The following is a 17,000-nucleotide window of genomic DNA, read 5'->3' as shown; positions in this document are numbered from 1 at the left end:
TGATGCGCAGGGCTCTGTGCGCCTGCTGCCGGGTGAAGCAGGCGTGCTTCAGATCACCGTGTGCCAGGAAGCACGCCTGCGTCTCGCGATCCGGACCGATTATCGTCATAGGGTGAGGCAAGCGTCGCCGCATCATTGATGGGCGACGAGCACACCGACCCCGAACTGAGGAGTCTCACGTGGAGTTGCAGTGGTGGTCCATACTGCCATTCGTCGTCATGCTCGCCTCGATCGCGGTTTTCCCGCTGGTCCCGGCGACGTCCCACTGGTGGGAGAAGAACTCCAGCCAGCTGACGGTCGCCCTGGTGCTGGGGGTGCCCGTGGCGATCTGGATGTGGTTCGCCCTGGGCTGGGAGCCCGTCTTCGCTGCCGTGGTGGAGTACATACAGTTCATCTCGCTGCTGCTGGCGCTGTTCGTCGTCTCCGGCGGCATCTTCCTCAAGGGTGATATTCAGGCCACCCCGCGCAATAACACCATCTTCCTGGCGATTGGCGCACTGCTGGCGAGCTTCGTGGGCACCACCGGTGCCGCCATGCTGTTGATCCGGCCCCTGCTGAACACCAATCGCGAGCGCGAGTACCGCGTACACACCGTCCTGTTCACCATCTTCATGGTGGCCAACTGTGGCGGCCTGCTCACGCCCCTCGGTGACCCGCCCCTGTTCCTCGGCTTCCTGCGCGGCGTGCCCTTCACCTGGACCTTCAGCCTCGTCTTCGAATGGCTGTTCGTGAACGCCATGCTGCTGCTGAGCTACTTCGCGCTGGACACCTGGTACTACTCACAGGAGCCCGCCGCAGACATTCTTGCCGACAAGACGGAGATCGAGCCCCTGGGCCTGCGGGGCGCCTCCAACCTGATCTGGTTCGTCGTCATCATCGCCGCCGTTGCCTTCGCACCCTCGATCGACGCAGAGGCCATTGAGGAGGGGCACGCCGTACTGACCGACTGGATCCCGCTGCGGGAGATCATCATGCTCGCCGCCGCCGGAGCCTCCTACACGCTGGGCGACAAGCGAGCCCGCTTCGAGGACAACCAGTTCGAGTGGGGGCCGATCGCCGAGGTCGCCGCCCTGTTCATCGGCATCTTCCTGACCATGATCCCGGCGCTGCGCTACTTGGACGAGATCGCCGGCAGCCTCCCGCTGAACGAGATCACGTTCTTCGTGTTCACCGGCGGGCTGTCATCCATGCTGGACAACGCCCCCACCTACGCCACCTTCTTCGAGATGGCCGGTCAGGTGGCGCACCCGGGCGGCGCGACAGTCGCGGGCGTGCCCGAGCTGTACCTGCGCTCGATATCGCTCGGCGCCGTGCTGTGTGGCGCACTGACCTACATCGGCAACGGCCCGAACTTCATGGTCAAGTCCGTTGCCGAGGCACGCAACGTGGAGATGCCATCCTTCGGTGGCTATATCGCCCGCGCGTACCTGTACCTGGGGCCGATCCTGGTGGCCATGGTCCTGTTGTTCATCGCCGGCTCGCTGTGGGCCAAGCTCAGCGGAGTGGTGCTAGTGCTGCTGCTGCTGGCCAACAACATCCGGCTGCTGCGCTCCAGCCGCCGCCTGGCACTGGCCGACGCCTGACGCCGCCGCTATTCAACGGTCTACGGGGCCCGGGCACCACTGGTGCCCGGGCCCCACACACCTGCTGCGTCAGGATGCTGCCCGTTCACTGACCCAGGAGATGAAGTTCTCCTCGCCCGTGCCGGTCAGCTCGGCCATCGTGTGCCCCTGCCCCCAGATGGTCGCGAAGTCCACCGAGCTACCGGCCGCCTGCAAGGCGAGCGCGAGGTTCACCTCCACCGTGCTGGCGGTGTCGCCCTGCATGATGCCGGTGCGGATGCGCCAGCTGGGCGCAACCGTCGAGGTTCCGGCGCCCTCGTAGGCGCTGGACAGGAAGTACATGGGGTCGTACATGTGCTCGCGGGTGAGCACGTCGACGCCAAGCTCGTCGGTCTGCGCAAAGTCCGAGTCGTACTCGGACGATCCGTACTCGTCTGACCAGTTGGTCAGGGCGGCGTAGGTGTCCTGGTTGGCGGCGATCACGTCGCGGGAGAGCCCGGAGAAGTGCATCGCCGTCGCCCCGACCCCAAGGACGGTGTTCTCCGTCTGGCCGCGGTCGACACCGTCCAGGGCGCCCACGTCTTTCGTCGCCGCCTTCTGGCTGGTGATGAAGCCCTCCAGACCGGTGATCGTGGCCGTGTTGGTCGAGGAGTCGTAGGCGACCCAATCCACGTCCTGATTCAGGGCCGCGATGTAGTCCGCGACGGTCGCGTAGGTGACCGACTCGGAGGAAACCGCCGAGGAGTCCTCCCCGGGGCGGCCCGCACCAGCGGTGGCACCGTCGCCGTCCGGGCCGCCGTCGGCGGGGGTACCCTGCGTGCCCTCGCCGGTGGGTGCGCCGTCGGGGGCCTGGCCGTCACCGGGGGCGCCGGAGGCGACGCTGTCGTCGGACCTGCCCGGACCGCCTGCGGGCGCGCCGGAGCTGCCCTGGGCCTCCATGCCGGCCATCTCGGTGGAGCTGGGCGTGTAGGGGAACTCGGTCGCGGCCAGGAAGTCGTTCAGCGACTGCTCGACTACGGCGACCATGTGCTCGTAGTAGGAGCCGGCCAGGTACTGCCCGTCCGCGGACTCCTCCAGGGCCAGGGTGTTGCCGTCGGAGTCGACCAGTCCCAGGCCGTTGAGGTGCTCGGCGTAGGCGGCGGCCAGGTTCTTGGAGTAGGCCTCCGTCCAGGTGCCCTCCGCGCGGGTGCCGGTGGTGGCGAACTGGCCCATGTTCCACTCATAAGCGGGGTTGGCAGCATCCAGGCTGGTGATCGGGCACCAGCACATTGCCCCCGCGATCGCGTCGGAAAGGACGGCTCCATCGGTGCCGGTGGTGGCTGCGCCGAGTGCTTCCAGGTAGGGGGTGTAGAGCGCGCAGTCGCCGGAGGCACCCATCACCGCGGACTGGGCGCCGCCGCCGGAGTGGCCGAAGACGTACATCTGCTCGGAGTTGCCGGGAAGGGCGGCGGCGTTGTAACGCAGGTAGCGCACGGCCGCCTTCAGGTCGGTCACGCCCCAGGGCGCGTTGCCGGGGGCCGCGTCGGTGGTGGAGTCCTTGCCGCGCAGGCCCGCCTGTACGTAGATGAAGTCGGCCTCCATATAGGCCGCGACGGTGTCGTAGGAGTACTCGGTGGGCGGCTGCTGGGCGGCGTAGCCCGGGGTGTTGACCGGCAGCACGATCGGCGCCGTCGACGCCGTCCAGTCGCCCACCGCGCCGTCGAAGGCGACCTCGGCGGTGAAGGTGCCGTTACCGTTGTCGGTGGAGGACATGTAGGCGCCGGGCACGAAGACGCCCAGGGTCTCGTAGCTGGTGTCCTGCGGGGAGGCGACGTAGGACAGGCCCAGCTGGTAGTAGACGTCGCCGTCAGCGTCATAGCTCCAGGCCGCCGGGTTGAGCGCCAGATCGGTGCTGGTGGTGGGGGCGGCGGTGGACCCCGAGGTATTGGTCGAGCCGCCGGAGTCGGTGGAGCAGGCGGCCAGGCCCGCGACGCCGAGCAGCGTCGCCACCGGCACCGCGCGCATTACGGTGCGTCGTGAGAAGATCATCGTCGGATTCCTTCCAGTCGACGTCAGGGTGACAGGCAGGATGCAACCGGTGTCTTCTGAGCGGCACCCGGGGATTTTGCTGTGAGTCGCTTATGAGGCTGCATGGCTCGTGGGGATGCGGCCATGCCCAGTGGTAGGTGCTACTTCTACCGATCTCGGCATTTGGGTGCGGGAGCAGGGAGGAGGGCGCGTTATCAGTGGGTGCCGGGGGCGGTGACGAAGTCGATCAGCTCCTCCATGCGACCCAGCAGGCTCGGCTCCAGGTCCTTATACGAGCGCACCGTGGCCAGGATCCGCTGCCAGCCGCGCGCGATATCGGCCTGGTCGGCATGCGGCCACCCGAGAGCCTCCAGGGTTCCGTGCTTGATGTCCGTGCCGCGAGGAATCTCCGGCCAGGCCCGCAGCCCCAGCCGGTCAGGCCGCACCGCCTGCCACACATCCACATACGGGTGGCCGAGGATCAGCACGTTCTCCCCGCCCGGCATAGACCGTACCTGCTCGGCGATGCGTGACTCCTTAGAACCTGGCACCAGGTGGTCCACGAGCACACCTGCCCGCCGCTGCGGCGCCGGCCCGAACTGGGCCATTGCCTCCTCGAGGTTGTCGACCCCCTCAAGCATGAGCACCACCACGCCCTCATGGCGCAGGTCATCGCCCCACACCTTCTCCACCAGCTCGGCGTCGTGCCTGCCCTCCACCCAGATCCGCGAGGCTCGCGCCACCCGGGCCCGCTCGCCCTCAACGGCGTAGGAGCCCGAGGCGGTCAGCCTGCGCCCGCCGGCACTGACCGGACCGGCGGGTGGACGCTTGCGCGGGGCGGGCGGATCCAGGATTACGGGCCGCCCCTCCAGCCAGAAGCCCGGACCGAGCGGGAAGGCGCGCCGTACGCCCCGCCGGTCCTCCAGGACCACCAGGTGCTTGCCCCCGGACTTCTCCACGGCTACAGCCGCTCCCACGAATCCGGTCTGGCGGTCCTCCAGCACCATGCCGCGCTTGAGGTGCATATGCACCGACTCTGGTCGCACCGCCGTCGGGCCCACGCGGTGCGGGTCCACCGACAGCACGTCCCCGCCATACCGGTTGCCCGCCGAGGGACGCGCGGGCGAGGCAGTGGCATCGGCCCGGCCACCGCGTCCCGCCGTGGACCTCCTGGAGGCCGTGGCGGCACCGCCCGCGCCAGCCGGACCGTCTTTGCGCTGTGAAGCGGCCTGCTGGCGGGCGGCCTGCTCACGCAGGGCCTGACGGCGGGCGGCGGTGGACCCGGGGACGGGGCCCGGTCGGCGGGACGGTGTCGTGTTCACTCAGGGCACGGTAGGGGAAGGTCACGCGATTGGCCCTGCTGACTCGCCGCGCCGCGGCGTAGGATGGCACTCAAGCGCTAGGAGTGCTAACCATACCGGCCAGTGCTGCGGCCGAGCGCGTCGGCAGGGACGCCCGGTCAGGGCGGCGCCCGCGCCAAGGCCGCACCGCAGACGAGGAAGGAGAGCCCCATGTCGGACGATCGCCGTCTGAAGGTGCTGTCCGCCATCGTCACCGACTATGTACGCACCCGCGAGCCGGTCGGCTCCCGCGCCCTGGTGGAGCGCTACCAGCTGGGCGTGTCTCCGGCCACCATCCGCAACGACATGGCCACCCTGGAGGATGAGGGCTATATCCACCAGCCGCACACCAGTGCCGGCCGCGTCCCCACCGAGAAGGGCTACCGCCGCTTCGTCGACGAGGTCGCGCGCATCAAGCCCCTGTCCGCTCCCGAGCGGGCCGCCATCAACGCCCTGCTCTCCGGGGCCGTGGACCTGGAGCAGGTGGTCGCCCGCACCGTGCGCGCGCTGGCGCAGCTGACCGGGCAGCTCGCCGTCGTCGAGTACCCCAGCCTGCGCCGCACCACCCTGCGCCACCTGGAGCTGGTGGCCCTGGGACCCACCCGCCTACTGCTGATCATCATCACCGACACCGGCCGGGTGGAGCAGCGCACCGTCGGCCTGTCCGGACGCGGCCCCGACGGGCTGGTCGACCCCGCAGTGCTGGAGCGGCTGCGCCTGCGACTGAATACCGCCCTGGTAGGTCGCCGTGCAGCCGAGGTCGTTCCGGTGCTCGCGGCGCTTGCCGAGCAGGCTCCCGACGACGAGCGGGCCGTACTGGCGGCCGTCACCGATGAGCTGATCGCCGCGCTGCGCCCCGACGCCGAGGAGCGCATCGTGGTTGCAGGCACCGCTAACCTCGCCCGCTCCCTGGACTTCACCGCCATCGGCGCACTCCTGGACGCGGTCGAGGAGCAGGTGGTGCTGCTGCGGCTGTTCAGCTCCGCCGACGCCGCCCGCATCGGTGAGGAGGATGACACCGGTACCACCGTGCGGATCGGCTCGGAGACGCACGAGGATGCCCTGGCAGAGGCCTCCGTGGTCTCCGCCGCCTACGGACCGGGAGACGCAGTCGCCCACCTGGGCGTCATCGGCCCAACCCGTATGGACTACCCGGCCACCATGGCGGCTGTCCGCGCCGTCGCCCGCTACCTGTCCAGATTCCTTACCGACTCTGAAACCGCCGCGGGCTGAGCCGGCCACCCACACAACCCCACCACGAAGGAACACCAGCAAGCGTGAGCGACTACTACGACGTCCTCGGCGTAACCCGTCAGGCCACGGCCGAGGAGATCAAGAAGGCCTACCGCAAGAAGGCCCGCCAGCTGCATCCCGACGTCGCCGGACCGGGGCACGAGGACGAGTTCAAGAAGGTATCCACCGCCTACGAGGTCCTCTCGGACTCAGAGAAGCGCAAGATGTACGACCTGGGCGGTGAGGACGCCCTGCACGGCAACAACGGCTTCGGCGGCGGCTTCACCGGGGACTTCGGCAGCTTCTCAGACCTGTTCCAGCAGGCCTTCTTCGGGGGCGCCGCCTCCCGCGGGCCGGCCTCCCGCACCCGCCGCGGCCAGGACTCACTGCTGGCCGTGGATGTGGACCTGGCCGACGTCGTCTTCGGCACCACCAAGACCGTCACCATGGACACCTACGTCACGTGCGATACCTGCAACGGCTCCTGCTGTGCCCCGGGCACCTCCCCGGTCACCTGCGCCGAATGCAATGGGCAGGGCTCCGTCCAGCGCATGCAACGGTCCCTGCTGGGCAATGTGGTTACCTCCAGCCCCTGCCCGCGCTGCCAGGGCTACGGCACCGTGATCGCCTCCCCCTGCAAGGAGTGCGACGGCGAGGGCCGCAAGCACGTGCGCACCCCCATCGACATCAACATCCCCGCCGGGGTGTCCACCGGCACCCGCATCCGTATGGGCGGGCGCGGCGAGGCCGGACCCGCCGGCGGCCCCAACGGCGACCTGTACGTGGAGATCCACGAGAGGGAGCACGAGTCCTTCACCCGCGAGGGCGACGACCTCTACACCGAGTTGCGCGTACCCATGACCGCTGCCGCGCTCGGCGCCACCTTCCCGCTGGAGACCTTCGACGGCGACCGCAGCGTCTCCGTGCGCGCCGGCACCCAGGGAGGGGACGAGATCGTCCTGTCTGGCCTGGGCGTGGGGCGGCTGCGCCGGCCCGGCCGCGGCGACCTGCGCGTACAGATCGTGGTGGAGACCCCCACCCGCCTGAACGACCGGCAGCGTGCCCTGCTGACCGAGCTGGCCTCACTGCGCGGGGAGGACGGCTACGAGGCGCCCAAGGACGAGTCAGTCATGGGCAAGCTCAAGGAGAAGCTCTCCGGCCGCTGACCGGCCGCGCGCGGCGGCGGCCTGGCCGCTGCCGGACCGCCCGCGGGCGCCTAACGGGCACTGCTTGCAGGCCGCTGCGGCGAATCCGTGGCGGGGCGCGCCCCGAAGATCGCCTGGCCCACGCGCACGCACGTCGAGCCGCCGGCGATCGCCAGCTCGAAGTCGCCGCTCATGCCCATGGACAGCTGCCCGTCGCCTACGGTGCCCGCCTGCAGGCCGGCGTCCCGCAGGGAGCGCATGATCCGGAAGCACTCACGGATGCGGTCGGCGTCGTCGGTATGTGCGGCCAGCGTCATCAGGCCGCGCACCCGCAGGGAGGAGTAGGCCGGCAGGGCCGCCAGGAAATCCGCCACGGCGTCCGGCTCCAGGCCGAACTTGGAGGGCTCCCCGGAGGAGTTGACCTGCACGTACACGTCCAGGCCGCGGCCGGCCGCCTGCAGCCGCCGGTCGAGGGCCTCGGCCACGCGCAGCGAGTCCAGCGCCTGGAACTCGTCGGCGAAGGCGGCCGCATCCCTGGCCTTATTGGTCTGCAGGTGGCCGATCAGCGCCCAGTGGATGCCCAGGTCGGCCAGATTCGTAGCCTTCCGCTTGGCCTCCTGCACCTTGTTCTCGCCCATCTGGGTGATGCCGGCGGCGTGGGCGGCCCGCAGCCGCTCCTCCGGTACCGTCTTGGACACCGGCAGCAGCCGGATCTCGGCTGGATCCCGGCCGGCCGCGCGGGCGGCGGCGTCGATGCGGGCGCGCACGGCGGCAAGGTTGCGGCGGAAGTCTTCGGCGGTGGTGGCACTCGGTGCTGCCGACTCAGTCAGTGGGCCCGCGGCTTCGTGATCAGTGGGCGGGAGTGCGGATGACGGGGCGGCGGGCTTCGGGGAGGGCGCTACGGGCGCGGGATCGGTCATGTTCCGTGACGCTAGCACTGCGGTGTGGGCGCGTCGGCCAACGTACCCTGAGGAGGTGACCGCGCCTGTATTCGTTTTCACTCCCGAAACCGTCGAGCCCGCCGGGGCGGCCGACACGGCGGGTCCGGGGAGCCTGCTCACGCTGGTTGGCCCTGAGGCGCACCATGCGGTGTCCGTGCGGCGGCTGCGACCGGGAGAACGGGTGGACCTGGTCGACGGCGCCGGCCTACGACTGGTATGTGAGGTGACCGACGCCGTCGCAGAAGGGGGGCGCCGAGAGCGGTTGGCCGTACGCGTGGCTGAACGACTGGTGGAACCCCAGGCGGTGCCACGCCTAGCGCTGGTGCAGGCGCTGGCCAAGGGCGGGCGTGACGAGCAGGCGGTGGAGACCTCCACCGAAGTCGGTGCGGACCTGATCGTGCCCTGGTCGGCTGAGCGCTGCGTGGCGGTGTGGCGGGGTGTGAAGGCTGCCCGTGGGCGTCAGCGCTGGCAGGCAGCCGCCCGCGAGGCCGCCAAGCAGGCGAGGCGAGCCCGCGTGCCCGAGATCGCGGAGCTGCTCACCACCGCCGAGCTGACCGACTGGGTGCGGCAGGTGTGTCGGGACGGCGGGACGGTGCTGATCCTGCACGAGGAGGCGACCAGGCCGGTCGGCGACGTGGTGCTGTCGGAGACGCGGGTGGGAGCGGCGGCATCGGAAGCGGCTGGCACAACCGAGGGCGACCATCAGGGGGGTGCTGGCGGTGCGGGAGAGGTGCCGGTACTCGCCGTCGTCGTCGGGCCCGAGGGCGGGATCAGCCCCGCAGAGGTGGCGGCGCTGGAGAATGCCGGGGCGACCACGGTGCGTCTGGGGCCGCATGTGCTGCGTACGGCTTCGGCCGGGCCGGTGGCGCTCGCGGTCCTCGCGCAGCGCGCCGGCCTCTGGGGCTGAGGCGGGTCTCTAGCAGGGGGACGAGTGGCCGAAACGCTTGTGCGCGGCCTGTTTCGAGACACCGAGGGCCGCGCCTATTACGGTCCATGACTCACCGGCCGCACGAGCGTCGGCGACGGCGCGAAACTGGGTGCGCTCGCCCTCACCGGCGGCCCGGCCTTTATGACGGGCGGCCCGACCTGGCCGCCATGCTTGCCGAGCTGCTGGAGCTCGTCGCTGGCGGGAGGCTTAACACCTGCGTGGCTGAGACTATGCCGCTGGACGAGGTGCCCGCCGCCTACGCCCGACTCGCCCGGGGCCACCAGATCGGCAAGCTCGTCTGCGACGTGGCCGGATCGGTCGGTGCGTGAGCTCGGGTGGGGTGTGTTCGGCGGAAAAGTGTCCATCCGTCGCCACTTTGACGGTGCGGTGCCCGTTCGTTCGCCGGAGGAACCACAGTTGTGCCTGCTATAGAGCCGTTGTTGTTGCGGGATCCGCTGAGTCGATATCTGAAAGTGGCGAGAGATGGACACTTTTGGGTGCGGACGCCGTGTCGGTGGGTGGCGGTTATCTGCTGAAGCTCGGCAGCAGGGCGACACCGAACGTATCCTTCGACCTATCAATAGTCGCGCAGGAGGGTGAGATGGGCACGCGGGGTCGTAGGCGGGCCGGGAGCCCGGATGCCCGGCGGGCGATTCTGGAGGCGGCCCGCGCCGCCTTCGCCCGCGACGGCTACAACACCTCGCTGCGCGGCATTGCACGCGAGGCGGGCGTGGACCCGGCGCTGGTGCACCACTACTTCCCGGAGCGCTCCGACCTGTTCGTGAAGGCGGTCTATGACGGGCCAGACGGGCCGCCGATGGACCCGAGTGCGCTTGACGAAGTCCGACGCCTGCCCGCCTGTCAGCAGGGAGGGGCACTGGTGCGCGTGTTCATCACTCAGTGGGATCGCATGGGCCAGGACCGCTTCTCTGCGCTGCTGCGCGCGGCACTGACCAACGAGGGCATGGTGGGGCGAGTGCGTGAACTCGTGGTCGGCGCTCTGATAACCCCGCTGGTCGCGAAAGTAGCCCCAGACCGAGTCCGCCTGCGCTCCCAACTGGTTGCGGGCCACCTGGTGGGACTGGGTATGACGCGCTGGGTCGCCCGCCTCGACGCCGTATCCGCCGCGAGCCCGGAGGAACTTGCGGCCGCCGTCGGGCCGGTGATCCAGCACTACCTGACCGGCGAGCTCGGCGGACAAGACGGCGTCGCCAGTGGGCAACTCGACGCTACCGACTCCGACTCCCGGGCCTAGGGAGCCGCAGGCTGAGTCGCCGGGAGTTTGCGTGCACAAGGCGGAGCGGCCTTGCCTTGCAGGTATGGCACCCCTATATTCATCGCATGATGAAAAACGGGTGGAGTACCCGCCGCGGTGGCCGCGCGCCTACCGGAGCGGTCGCGTCCCCGAGCGCTGTTCGCGTTCGTGGGCTGCGGGTGCGTCGCGCCGGCAACGAGATCCTGCACGGCCTGGACCTGGAGCTGCGCCCCGGCTCCATCATCGGCCTGCTCGGCCCCTCGGGCTGCGGCAAGACCACCCTCATGCGCGTACTCGTCGGCGTACAGCACTACGAAGGCACGATTGAAGTGCTGGGGAAGCGGCCGGGTGCTCCCGCCGTCCGCGACCGGGTCGGCTATGTGACGCAGGCGGCGGCCGTGTACAGGGACCTGACCGCCCGCCAGAACCTGCGCTACTTCGCCGCACTGGCCGGTCGGCGCGCCCGCGACATCGACGAGGTGCTGGACACGGTGGGCCTGACCGACCTCGCCGACCGGCGCGTGAGTACCTTCTCCGGCGGCGAGACCGGTCGGGTCTCGCTCGCCTGCGCCCTGGTGGCCGGACCGGAACTGCTGATACTCGACGAACCGACGGTCGGCCTGGACCCACTGACCCGGGAGGGGCTGTGGGCGACCTTCCGGGATCTGGCCAATGCGGGTGCCACCCTGCTGATCTCCAGCCACGTCATGGACGAGGCCCTGCGGTGCGATCGCGTGCTGCTCATGCGCGCCGGCCGCTTCCTGGCCTCGACTACCGCCGCCGAGCTCCTGGCGCGCACCGGCGCCGACACCCTCGACGCCGCCTTCCTCGACGTCGTCCGGCGGGCGGAGCGCGGGGAGGGGGAGCGGTGAACCCGCGTACCTTCGCCGCCACCGTCCGCCGCGTCCTGGCGCAGCTGGTGGCCGACCGCCGCACCCTCGGGCTGATCATGGTGGTGCCCGCCGCGCTGCTGACCCTGCTCTACTTCGTCTACTACGACTACCCGCACGGAGAGCAGCTGTTCAACCGGATCGCCGTGGCCATGATGGCGATTCTGCCGATGCTGGTTATGTTCCTGGTCACCAGCGTGACCATGCTGCGCGAGCGCGGCTCCGGCACGCTGGAGCGGTTGTGGACCACACCCCTGCACCGCGCCGACCTGCTGCTCGGCTACGCCGCCGCCTTCACCGCCACGGCGGTGGGGCAGTCGCTGGTGCTGTGCGCCGTGGCCGCGTGGTGCCTGGGGGTGCAGATCGCCGCCTCCTGGGCGTGGGTGATTCTCACCGCGCTGGTCGACGGCTTCCTCGGCGTGGCACTGGGCCTGTTCGTCTCCGCCTTCGCCCGCACCGAGTTCCAGGCCGTGCAGTTCTTCCCCGTGATCATCGGCCCGCAGATCTTCCTGTGCGGCCTGCTGGTCGCGCGCGATCAGTTGCCGCGGGTGCTGGAGCTGTGCAGCAACGTGCTGCCCATGAGCTGGGCCGTCGACGCCGTCGGCGAGCTGAGCGCGAACACCGTACCGACCACCGCCTTCGGCGCTGACCTGGGGCTGGTGGCCGGGGCAGGCGTGGCGATCCTCGCGGTGGCCGCCCTGACCGTGCCGCGGCGGGTGCGGTGAGGGCGGTGTGGCGGGCGGTGTGTTCGCTGCACCGACTTGGTGTCTTAGTGCCTCATCTTGGTGCCTTCGTGCACCGACTTAGTGGCTCGACTTAGTGACTCGACCGGCACGCTTGGGGTACCGTCACACTCGGCTGACTCGCGCGCTTGTTCACCGACCTTGGCCGAGTTGTTGCCGGAAAGGTAGTCCGCGCGCACCCGGTCCTCCACATCGATGACGGGCTCAGGTGTGCAGGCTTCGGCCGCCTGCTCGAATACGCGCCGGACGCCGGTGCCCCCAGGAAGCGGGTGGGGCGGGGCAGGCGGCAAGGATTGTCGTCTCTCCCAGCGTCACACGTCGATGGCTGGAGCGAGCTGGGGTGAGATCCTGTCATCGATGCGGCTGGCAATGCGCGCCTATTCGGCGAGCGGGAGCGGGAGTTCGACGCCCAGCACCAGACACCGCCCTTCGGCACGTTACTTCGACCGACTTCGACACGTAAGGGCGTGTTCAATGGTCTGTGTAAGCCCTGATTGAGAGGACCTACTGTCATGACTGTGACTGATGAGAAGAAGAAGACCGCGCCGTCTGAGACCGTTCCGACTGGTAGTGGTGTGGCCCGGGAGCTGGCCGCCTCTGGTGCGTTGGATGACCTGTTTGAGCAGGTCGGGTCCGGCAATGTGGAGCTCACTGGTGCTGACGGTCTGCTGCCGGCGCTGTTGAAGGAAGCCCTGGAGCGGGGCCTGCAGGCGGAGCTGACCGACCACCTGGGCTACGAGAAAGGCGAGCCGACCAAGGCCGCCCGTGGTAACGCTCGTAATGGCACTACGACCAAGATGATCGACTCCGAGGTCGGTTCCTTCGAGATCGAGGTCCCCCGGGACCGGGCCGGCTCGTTTACGCCCCGCCTGGTGCGTAAGGGCCAGCGGCGCACGGGGCGGCCTGGACTCGATGATTGTGAGCCTGTACGCGGGCGGCATGACGGTGCGGGAGATCCGCCACCACCTGGAGACCACCCTGGGTGCGGGCGGGGTCGGCCCGGGGGCGATCAGTAAGGTCACCGACGCCGTGTGCGAGGCGGTCCTGGAGTGGCAGAACCGCCCCCTGGAGGAGTTCTACCCGGTCATCTACCTCGATGCCATCCGCACCCAGGGTCCGCGCCGACCACCGCGTGACCACCAGGTCAGCCCACATCGCCGTAGGGGACGGGCATGGACGGGATCAAGCACGTGCTGGGCATCTGGGTACAGGCCGAGGAAGGAGCCTCGCTGAAGGGCGGCTCGTGTGCGCGCAGCTGGCCAACCGCGGCATCAAGGACGTGCTTATCGTGTGCCGGGCGGACTTGTCGGCCTGCCCAGGGGCGACCCGAGGCGACCTGGCCCAACTCCCTGGTCCAGACCTGCGTCGTGCACCTGATACGCGCCTCGATGCGGTTCGTGGCCTATGGGGACCGCAAGCAGGTTGCCAAAGCGCTCAAGCCCGTCTACACCGCCCCCAACGACCAGGCCGCCCTGAAGGCACTGGCCGACTTCTCCGACCAGTGGAGCAGCAAGTATCCCGAGGCGGTGGCGACCTGGGAGAGGGCCTGGGAGCGTTTCACGCCGTTCCTGGCGTTCCCGCCGATGCTGCGCCGGGTCATCTACACAACCAACTCCATTGAGTCGCTGAACTACCAGCTGCGCAAGGTCTCGAAGAACCGGGGACAGTTCCCCTCCGACGAGGCCGCCGTGAAGCTGTTGTGGCTGGCCATCTGCAACATCGAGGACGAGCGCGCCAGAGAACGAGCCAAGGAAGCCGGCCTACCCGCCAGCAAACGCAAGGCCAAGGGCCGCATGGTCGAAGGACAAGTCACCACCAACTGGAAGCAAGCCCTCGCCCAACTCGCCGCCGCCTACCCCGAACGAATCCGCCCCTACCTGTAAGCAACAACCCGCTTACACAGAAAACTTGACAGGCTCACACGTAACGTCTACGGACCTCGGCGGTTATATCGACCGACCTCGGCGGTTGCTTCGGTTGGCCGGTAGCATGGGGGACAAGATGACGAGTTCGCCCATCACACCAGCAGCCGCGACCGCGGCGACCACCTCTCCGGCCTCCGCCGGATCCACTTCCACCGCAGGTTCTGCCGGTGCGTCCGCAACCGCCGGACCGGCGGACGTCACCCGCACCCTGACCCTGCCCGATGACCTCGCCCCCGTCGCCCTGCTCGGCGCCCGCGACGAGGTGCTGCGCGCAGTCGAGCGCGGCTTCCCCGACGTGTCCGTGCACGTGCGTGGCACCACCGTCACTGTCACGGGCGCTGCCGCCCGCGTGGACGTGGTGGTCGTGCTGCTGTCTGAACTGATCGACGTCGCCCGCGCCGGCACGCCCCTGACCGCCGACGCCGTCGACCGCGCCATTAGCCTGCTGGACGCCTCCGCCCGCCCCGCCGACATCCTCACCGACGAGGTCCTGACCACCCACGGGCGCTCCATCCGCCCCAAGTCCCTCGGCCAGAAGGCCTACACCGACGCGATTGAGAACTCCACCATCACCTTCGGCATCGGCCCCGCAGGAACCGGCAAGACCTACCTGGCCATGGCCAAGGCCGTCGACGCCCTGGCCCGCAAGCAGGTCTCCCGCATCATCCTCACCCGCCCGGCCGTGGAGGCGGGGGAGAACCTCGGCTTCCTGCCCGGAACCCTCACCGACAAGATCGACCCCTACCTGCGGCCCCTGTACGACGCCCTGCACGACATGCTCGACGCCGAGGCCCTGCCGCAGCTGATCGCCGCCGGCACCATCGAAGTGGCCCCGCTGGCCTACATGCGCGGACGCACCCTGAACGACGCCTTCATCATCCTGGACGAGGCCCAGAACACCAGCCCCGAGCAGATGAAGATGTTCCTCACCCGCCTCGGCTTCGGCTCCAAGATGGTGATCACCGGGGACGTCTCCCAGATCGACCTGCCCGGCGGGCGCCCCTCCGGGCTGCGGGTGGTGCGCCGCATCCTCGACGGCCTGGAGGACATCAGCTTCTGCGAGCTGACCGCCGCCGACGTAGTACGCCATCGGCTGGTCGGCCAGATCGTCGACGCCTACGCCCGCTATGACGCCGAGCACGCCGAACCGGCCGGTCGCCCCGGTCCGGCCCCGCACCGCCGTGAAGGCTCCCACCGCCGCACCCCCTCCGAGTACCGAGACAGGAACCGCCCATGACCACCGAGGTCATTAACGAGACCACCACCACCATTGACGCCGCCGAGTTCGCCGCCCTGGCGGACCACGTGCTGTCCGCCATGCACGTCAGTCCCATGGCGGAGCTCAACATCCTGTTCATCGACCCCGAGCCCATGGCCGAGCTGCACGTGCGCTGGCTCGACCTGGAGGGCCCCACGGACGTGATGAGCTTCCCCATGGATGAGCTGCGGCCCGGTACTGCCGAGAACGAGACACCGCCGGGCACCCTGGGTGATGTGGTGCTGTGCCCGCAGGTGGCTGCCAAGCAGGCGCTTGAGGCCGGGCACAGCGCCGTGGAGGAGATGCTGCTGCTGACCGTGCACGGCATCCTGCACCTGCTCGGCTATGACCACGCCGAGCCGGAGGAGAAGAAGGAGATGTTCGACCTCCAGCGCCAGCTCCTGCTGACCTTCCTGGCGGAGCGCGGCAAGTGACCGCCGCTCCCTCCGTGCTACTGCTGCTCGCCGCGGTGGTGGCGCTCGGCTTCGGGATGGCGCTGTCAGCGGGGGAGGGGGCGCTTACCCGCATGACCCGGGCCGCCGCCGAGGATCTCGCGGAGGCAGGGCGGCGCGGCGCCGAGAGGGTCGTGGCCCTGACATCCCGCCGCGAGCAGGTCCTCGGCACGCTCGTCGGCCTGCGCGCAGGCGTGGACATGCTGGTGGCGGTCCTGGTCACCCTGGGCGTTGCCGGGCACTTCGAGAAGTGGTGGCAGGTCCTCCTCGTGGCAATCGGCCTGAACCTGGTGCTGCTGGGCCTGCTCGTAGGGGTCTCTCCGCGCTCGGCCGGCCGCCGCAACCCCGCCGGTACCCTTCTGGCGCTGGCGGGCCTGCTGGAGCGGGTCGATGCTCTCGGCGCACCCTGGCGCTGGCTGCAGGCCCGGTTCGGGCACGCCGCCGCACTCACTGATGCCGAGCTGCGCGCCGAGGTCACCGAGGACCTGCGCGAGATGATCGACGAGATCGGCGACTCCGAGACCATTGAGGACGAGGACCGCGAGATGATGCGCAGCGTGGTCGAGCTCGGGCAAACCCTCGTGCGCGAGGTCATGGTGCCCCGCACGGACATGGTCACCATCGATGAGGACAAGCCCACCTCTGCCGGCATGCGCCTGTTCATCCGCTCCGGCTTCTCACGCGTACCCGTGATCGGGGAGGACGCCGACGACGTGCACGGCATCCTCTACCTCAAGGACGTGCTGCGGCGCCTGTCGGACCACCCTGAGTACTGGGAGCGGCCGGTATCCGACTTCACGCGTGAGGCCGTGTACGTGCCCGAGACCAAGCTCGCCGATGACCTGCTGCGCGAGATGCAGCTGGGGCACTTTCACATTGCCCTGGCCGTGGACGAGTACGGCGGTATCGCCGGCCTGGTTACCCTGGAGGACCTGCTGGAGGAGGTCGTGGGAGAGCTAACCGACGAGCACGACCCCGCCGAGCCGGTGGCTGAGGACCTTGGTGATGGCACGTTCCGCGTGCCCGTGCGCCTGGGCCTGGACGCCCTCGGTGAGCTGTTCGACCTGGAGATCGAGGACGACGACGTCGACACCGCCGGCGGGCTGCTCACAAAGGCCATCGGCAGGGTGCCGCTGCCCGGCGCCAGCGGTGACGTGCAGGGCATCCACCTGGTGGCTGAGGAGGCCACCGGGCGACGGCGGCAGGTTGCCACCCTGCTGGCCTCCCGCAGCGCCTCCGCCCAGTCGCGGCCCCGGAACGCCGCCGCTGCCGGCAGTACGGCGGGCGCGAGAACCGACCATGATCGGAAGGAAGAGTGACA

Annotated in this window: 14 protein-coding genes and 1 pseudogene; 12 read left to right on the top strand and 3 right to left on the bottom strand. The window is 69.5% G+C overall.

The window, feature by feature from the left end:
* The first annotated feature begins 179 nt into the window (after nucleotides 1-179).
* On the top strand, nucleotides 180-1,583 hold the full coding sequence (locus tag GZ997_RS00260) for a sodium:proton antiporter (RefSeq protein WP_161924278.1): 1,404 nt from the start codon (nucleotides 180-182) through the stop codon (nucleotides 1,581-1,583).
* A gap of 69 nt (nucleotides 1,584-1,652) precedes the next feature.
* Here the strand turns inward: GZ997_RS00260 and GZ997_RS00255 are convergent, their stop codons facing one another.
* Both GZ997_RS00255 and GZ997_RS00250 read right to left on the bottom strand, forming a co-directional pair.
* Nucleotides 1,653-3,590: a subtype A tannase gene (locus GZ997_RS00255; RefSeq protein ID WP_162678401.1), complete on the bottom strand. Its 1,938-nt coding sequence runs from the start codon at nucleotides 3,588-3,590 to the stop codon at nucleotides 1,653-1,655.
* Nucleotides 3,591-3,784: 194 nt separating this feature from the next.
* Entirely contained in the window at nucleotides 3,785-4,891 is a 1,107-nt protein-coding gene (locus GZ997_RS00250; RefSeq protein WP_219109889.1) for a DUF3097 domain-containing protein, read from the bottom strand.
* A 189-nt stretch (nucleotides 4,892-5,080) separates the two neighbouring features.
* Between GZ997_RS00250 and hrcA the strand changes: the two genes are divergently transcribed.
* Both hrcA and dnaJ read left to right on the top strand, forming a co-directional pair.
* Nucleotides 5,081-6,142: a heat-inducible transcriptional repressor HrcA gene (hrcA, locus tag GZ997_RS00245; RefSeq protein WP_161924276.1), complete on the top strand. Its 1,062-nt coding sequence runs from the start codon at nucleotides 5,081-5,083 to the stop codon at nucleotides 6,140-6,142.
* Between the two features lie 44 nt (nucleotides 6,143-6,186).
* The gene (dnaJ, locus tag GZ997_RS00240; RefSeq protein ID WP_161924275.1) at nucleotides 6,187-7,308 is read left to right on the top strand and encodes a molecular chaperone DnaJ; all 1,122 of its coding nucleotides are present in this window, start codon (nucleotides 6,187-6,189) and stop codon (nucleotides 7,306-7,308) included.
* A 50-nt stretch (nucleotides 7,309-7,358) separates the two neighbouring features.
* On the opposite strand, the gene GZ997_RS00235 is transcribed toward dnaJ, so the two are convergent.
* Nucleotides 7,359-8,207, bottom strand: a complete 849-nt coding sequence (locus GZ997_RS00235) for a YggS family pyridoxal phosphate-dependent enzyme (RefSeq protein WP_162678400.1) — start codon at nucleotides 8,205-8,207, stop codon at nucleotides 7,359-7,361.
* Between the two features lie 55 nt (nucleotides 8,208-8,262).
* Between GZ997_RS00235 and GZ997_RS00230 the strand changes: the two genes are divergently transcribed.
* The 9 genes and pseudogenes from GZ997_RS00230 to GZ997_RS00190 all read left to right on the top strand — a co-directional run bounded on the left by GZ997_RS00230 (nucleotide 8,263) and on the right by GZ997_RS00190 (nucleotide 16,998).
* Nucleotides 8,263-9,135: a 16S rRNA (uracil(1498)-N(3))-methyltransferase gene (locus GZ997_RS00230; protein WP_162678399.1), complete on the top strand. Its 873-nt coding sequence runs from the start codon at nucleotides 8,263-8,265 to the stop codon at nucleotides 9,133-9,135.
* An 86-nt stretch (nucleotides 9,136-9,221) separates the two neighbouring features.
* Nucleotides 9,222-9,485 carry a zinc-binding dehydrogenase gene (locus GZ997_RS12900; protein ID WP_257505926.1) on the top strand — a complete coding sequence of 88 codons (264 nt, stop codon included), beginning with the start codon at nucleotides 9,222-9,224 and terminating at the stop codon, nucleotides 9,483-9,485.
* Nucleotides 9,486-9,757: 272 nt separating this feature from the next.
* Nucleotides 9,758-10,411: a TetR family transcriptional regulator gene (locus tag GZ997_RS00220; RefSeq protein ID WP_161924271.1), complete on the top strand. Its 654-nt coding sequence runs from the start codon at nucleotides 9,758-9,760 to the stop codon at nucleotides 10,409-10,411.
* A gap of 86 nt (nucleotides 10,412-10,497) precedes the next feature.
* A complete protein-coding gene (locus GZ997_RS00215) occupies nucleotides 10,498-11,283 on the top strand; it encodes an ABC transporter ATP-binding protein (RefSeq protein ID WP_238994133.1) in 786 nt (261 codons plus the stop codon).
* Nucleotides 11,280-12,026 (top strand): ABC transporter permease, encoded by a 747-nt coding sequence (locus tag GZ997_RS00210; RefSeq protein WP_162678398.1) that lies wholly within the window; start codon nucleotides 11,280-11,282, stop codon nucleotides 12,024-12,026. The genes GZ997_RS00215 and GZ997_RS00210 overlap by 4 nt, the downstream gene beginning before the upstream one ends.
* Nucleotides 12,027-12,562: 536 nt before the next feature.
* Nucleotides 12,563-13,927 (top strand): annotated as a pseudogene (locus tag GZ997_RS00205) (IS256 family transposase).
* A gap of 118 nt (nucleotides 13,928-14,045) precedes the next feature.
* Nucleotides 14,046-15,206: a PhoH family protein gene (locus GZ997_RS00200; RefSeq protein ID WP_162678397.1), complete on the top strand. Its 1,161-nt coding sequence runs from the start codon at nucleotides 14,046-14,048 to the stop codon at nucleotides 15,204-15,206.
* On the top strand, nucleotides 15,203-15,661 hold the full coding sequence (gene ybeY / locus GZ997_RS00195; protein WP_162678396.1) for an rRNA maturation RNase YbeY: 459 nt from the start codon (nucleotides 15,203-15,205) through the stop codon (nucleotides 15,659-15,661). Before GZ997_RS00200 ends, ybeY begins: the two co-directional genes overlap by 4 nt.
* The gene (locus GZ997_RS00190; protein ID WP_162678395.1) at nucleotides 15,658-16,998 is read left to right on the top strand and encodes a hemolysin family protein; all 1,341 of its coding nucleotides are present in this window, start codon (nucleotides 15,658-15,660) and stop codon (nucleotides 16,996-16,998) included. Before ybeY ends, GZ997_RS00190 begins: the two co-directional genes overlap by 4 nt.
* Nucleotides 16,999-17,000 lie beyond the last annotated feature (2 nt).

The sequence above is a fragment of the Actinomyces sp. 565 genome, assembly GCF_010365615.1.
Taxonomy (GTDB): domain Bacteria; phylum Actinomycetota; class Actinomycetes; order Actinomycetales; family Actinomycetaceae; genus Actinomyces.
This window is presented reverse-complemented; position numbering and strand designations above follow the sequence as displayed.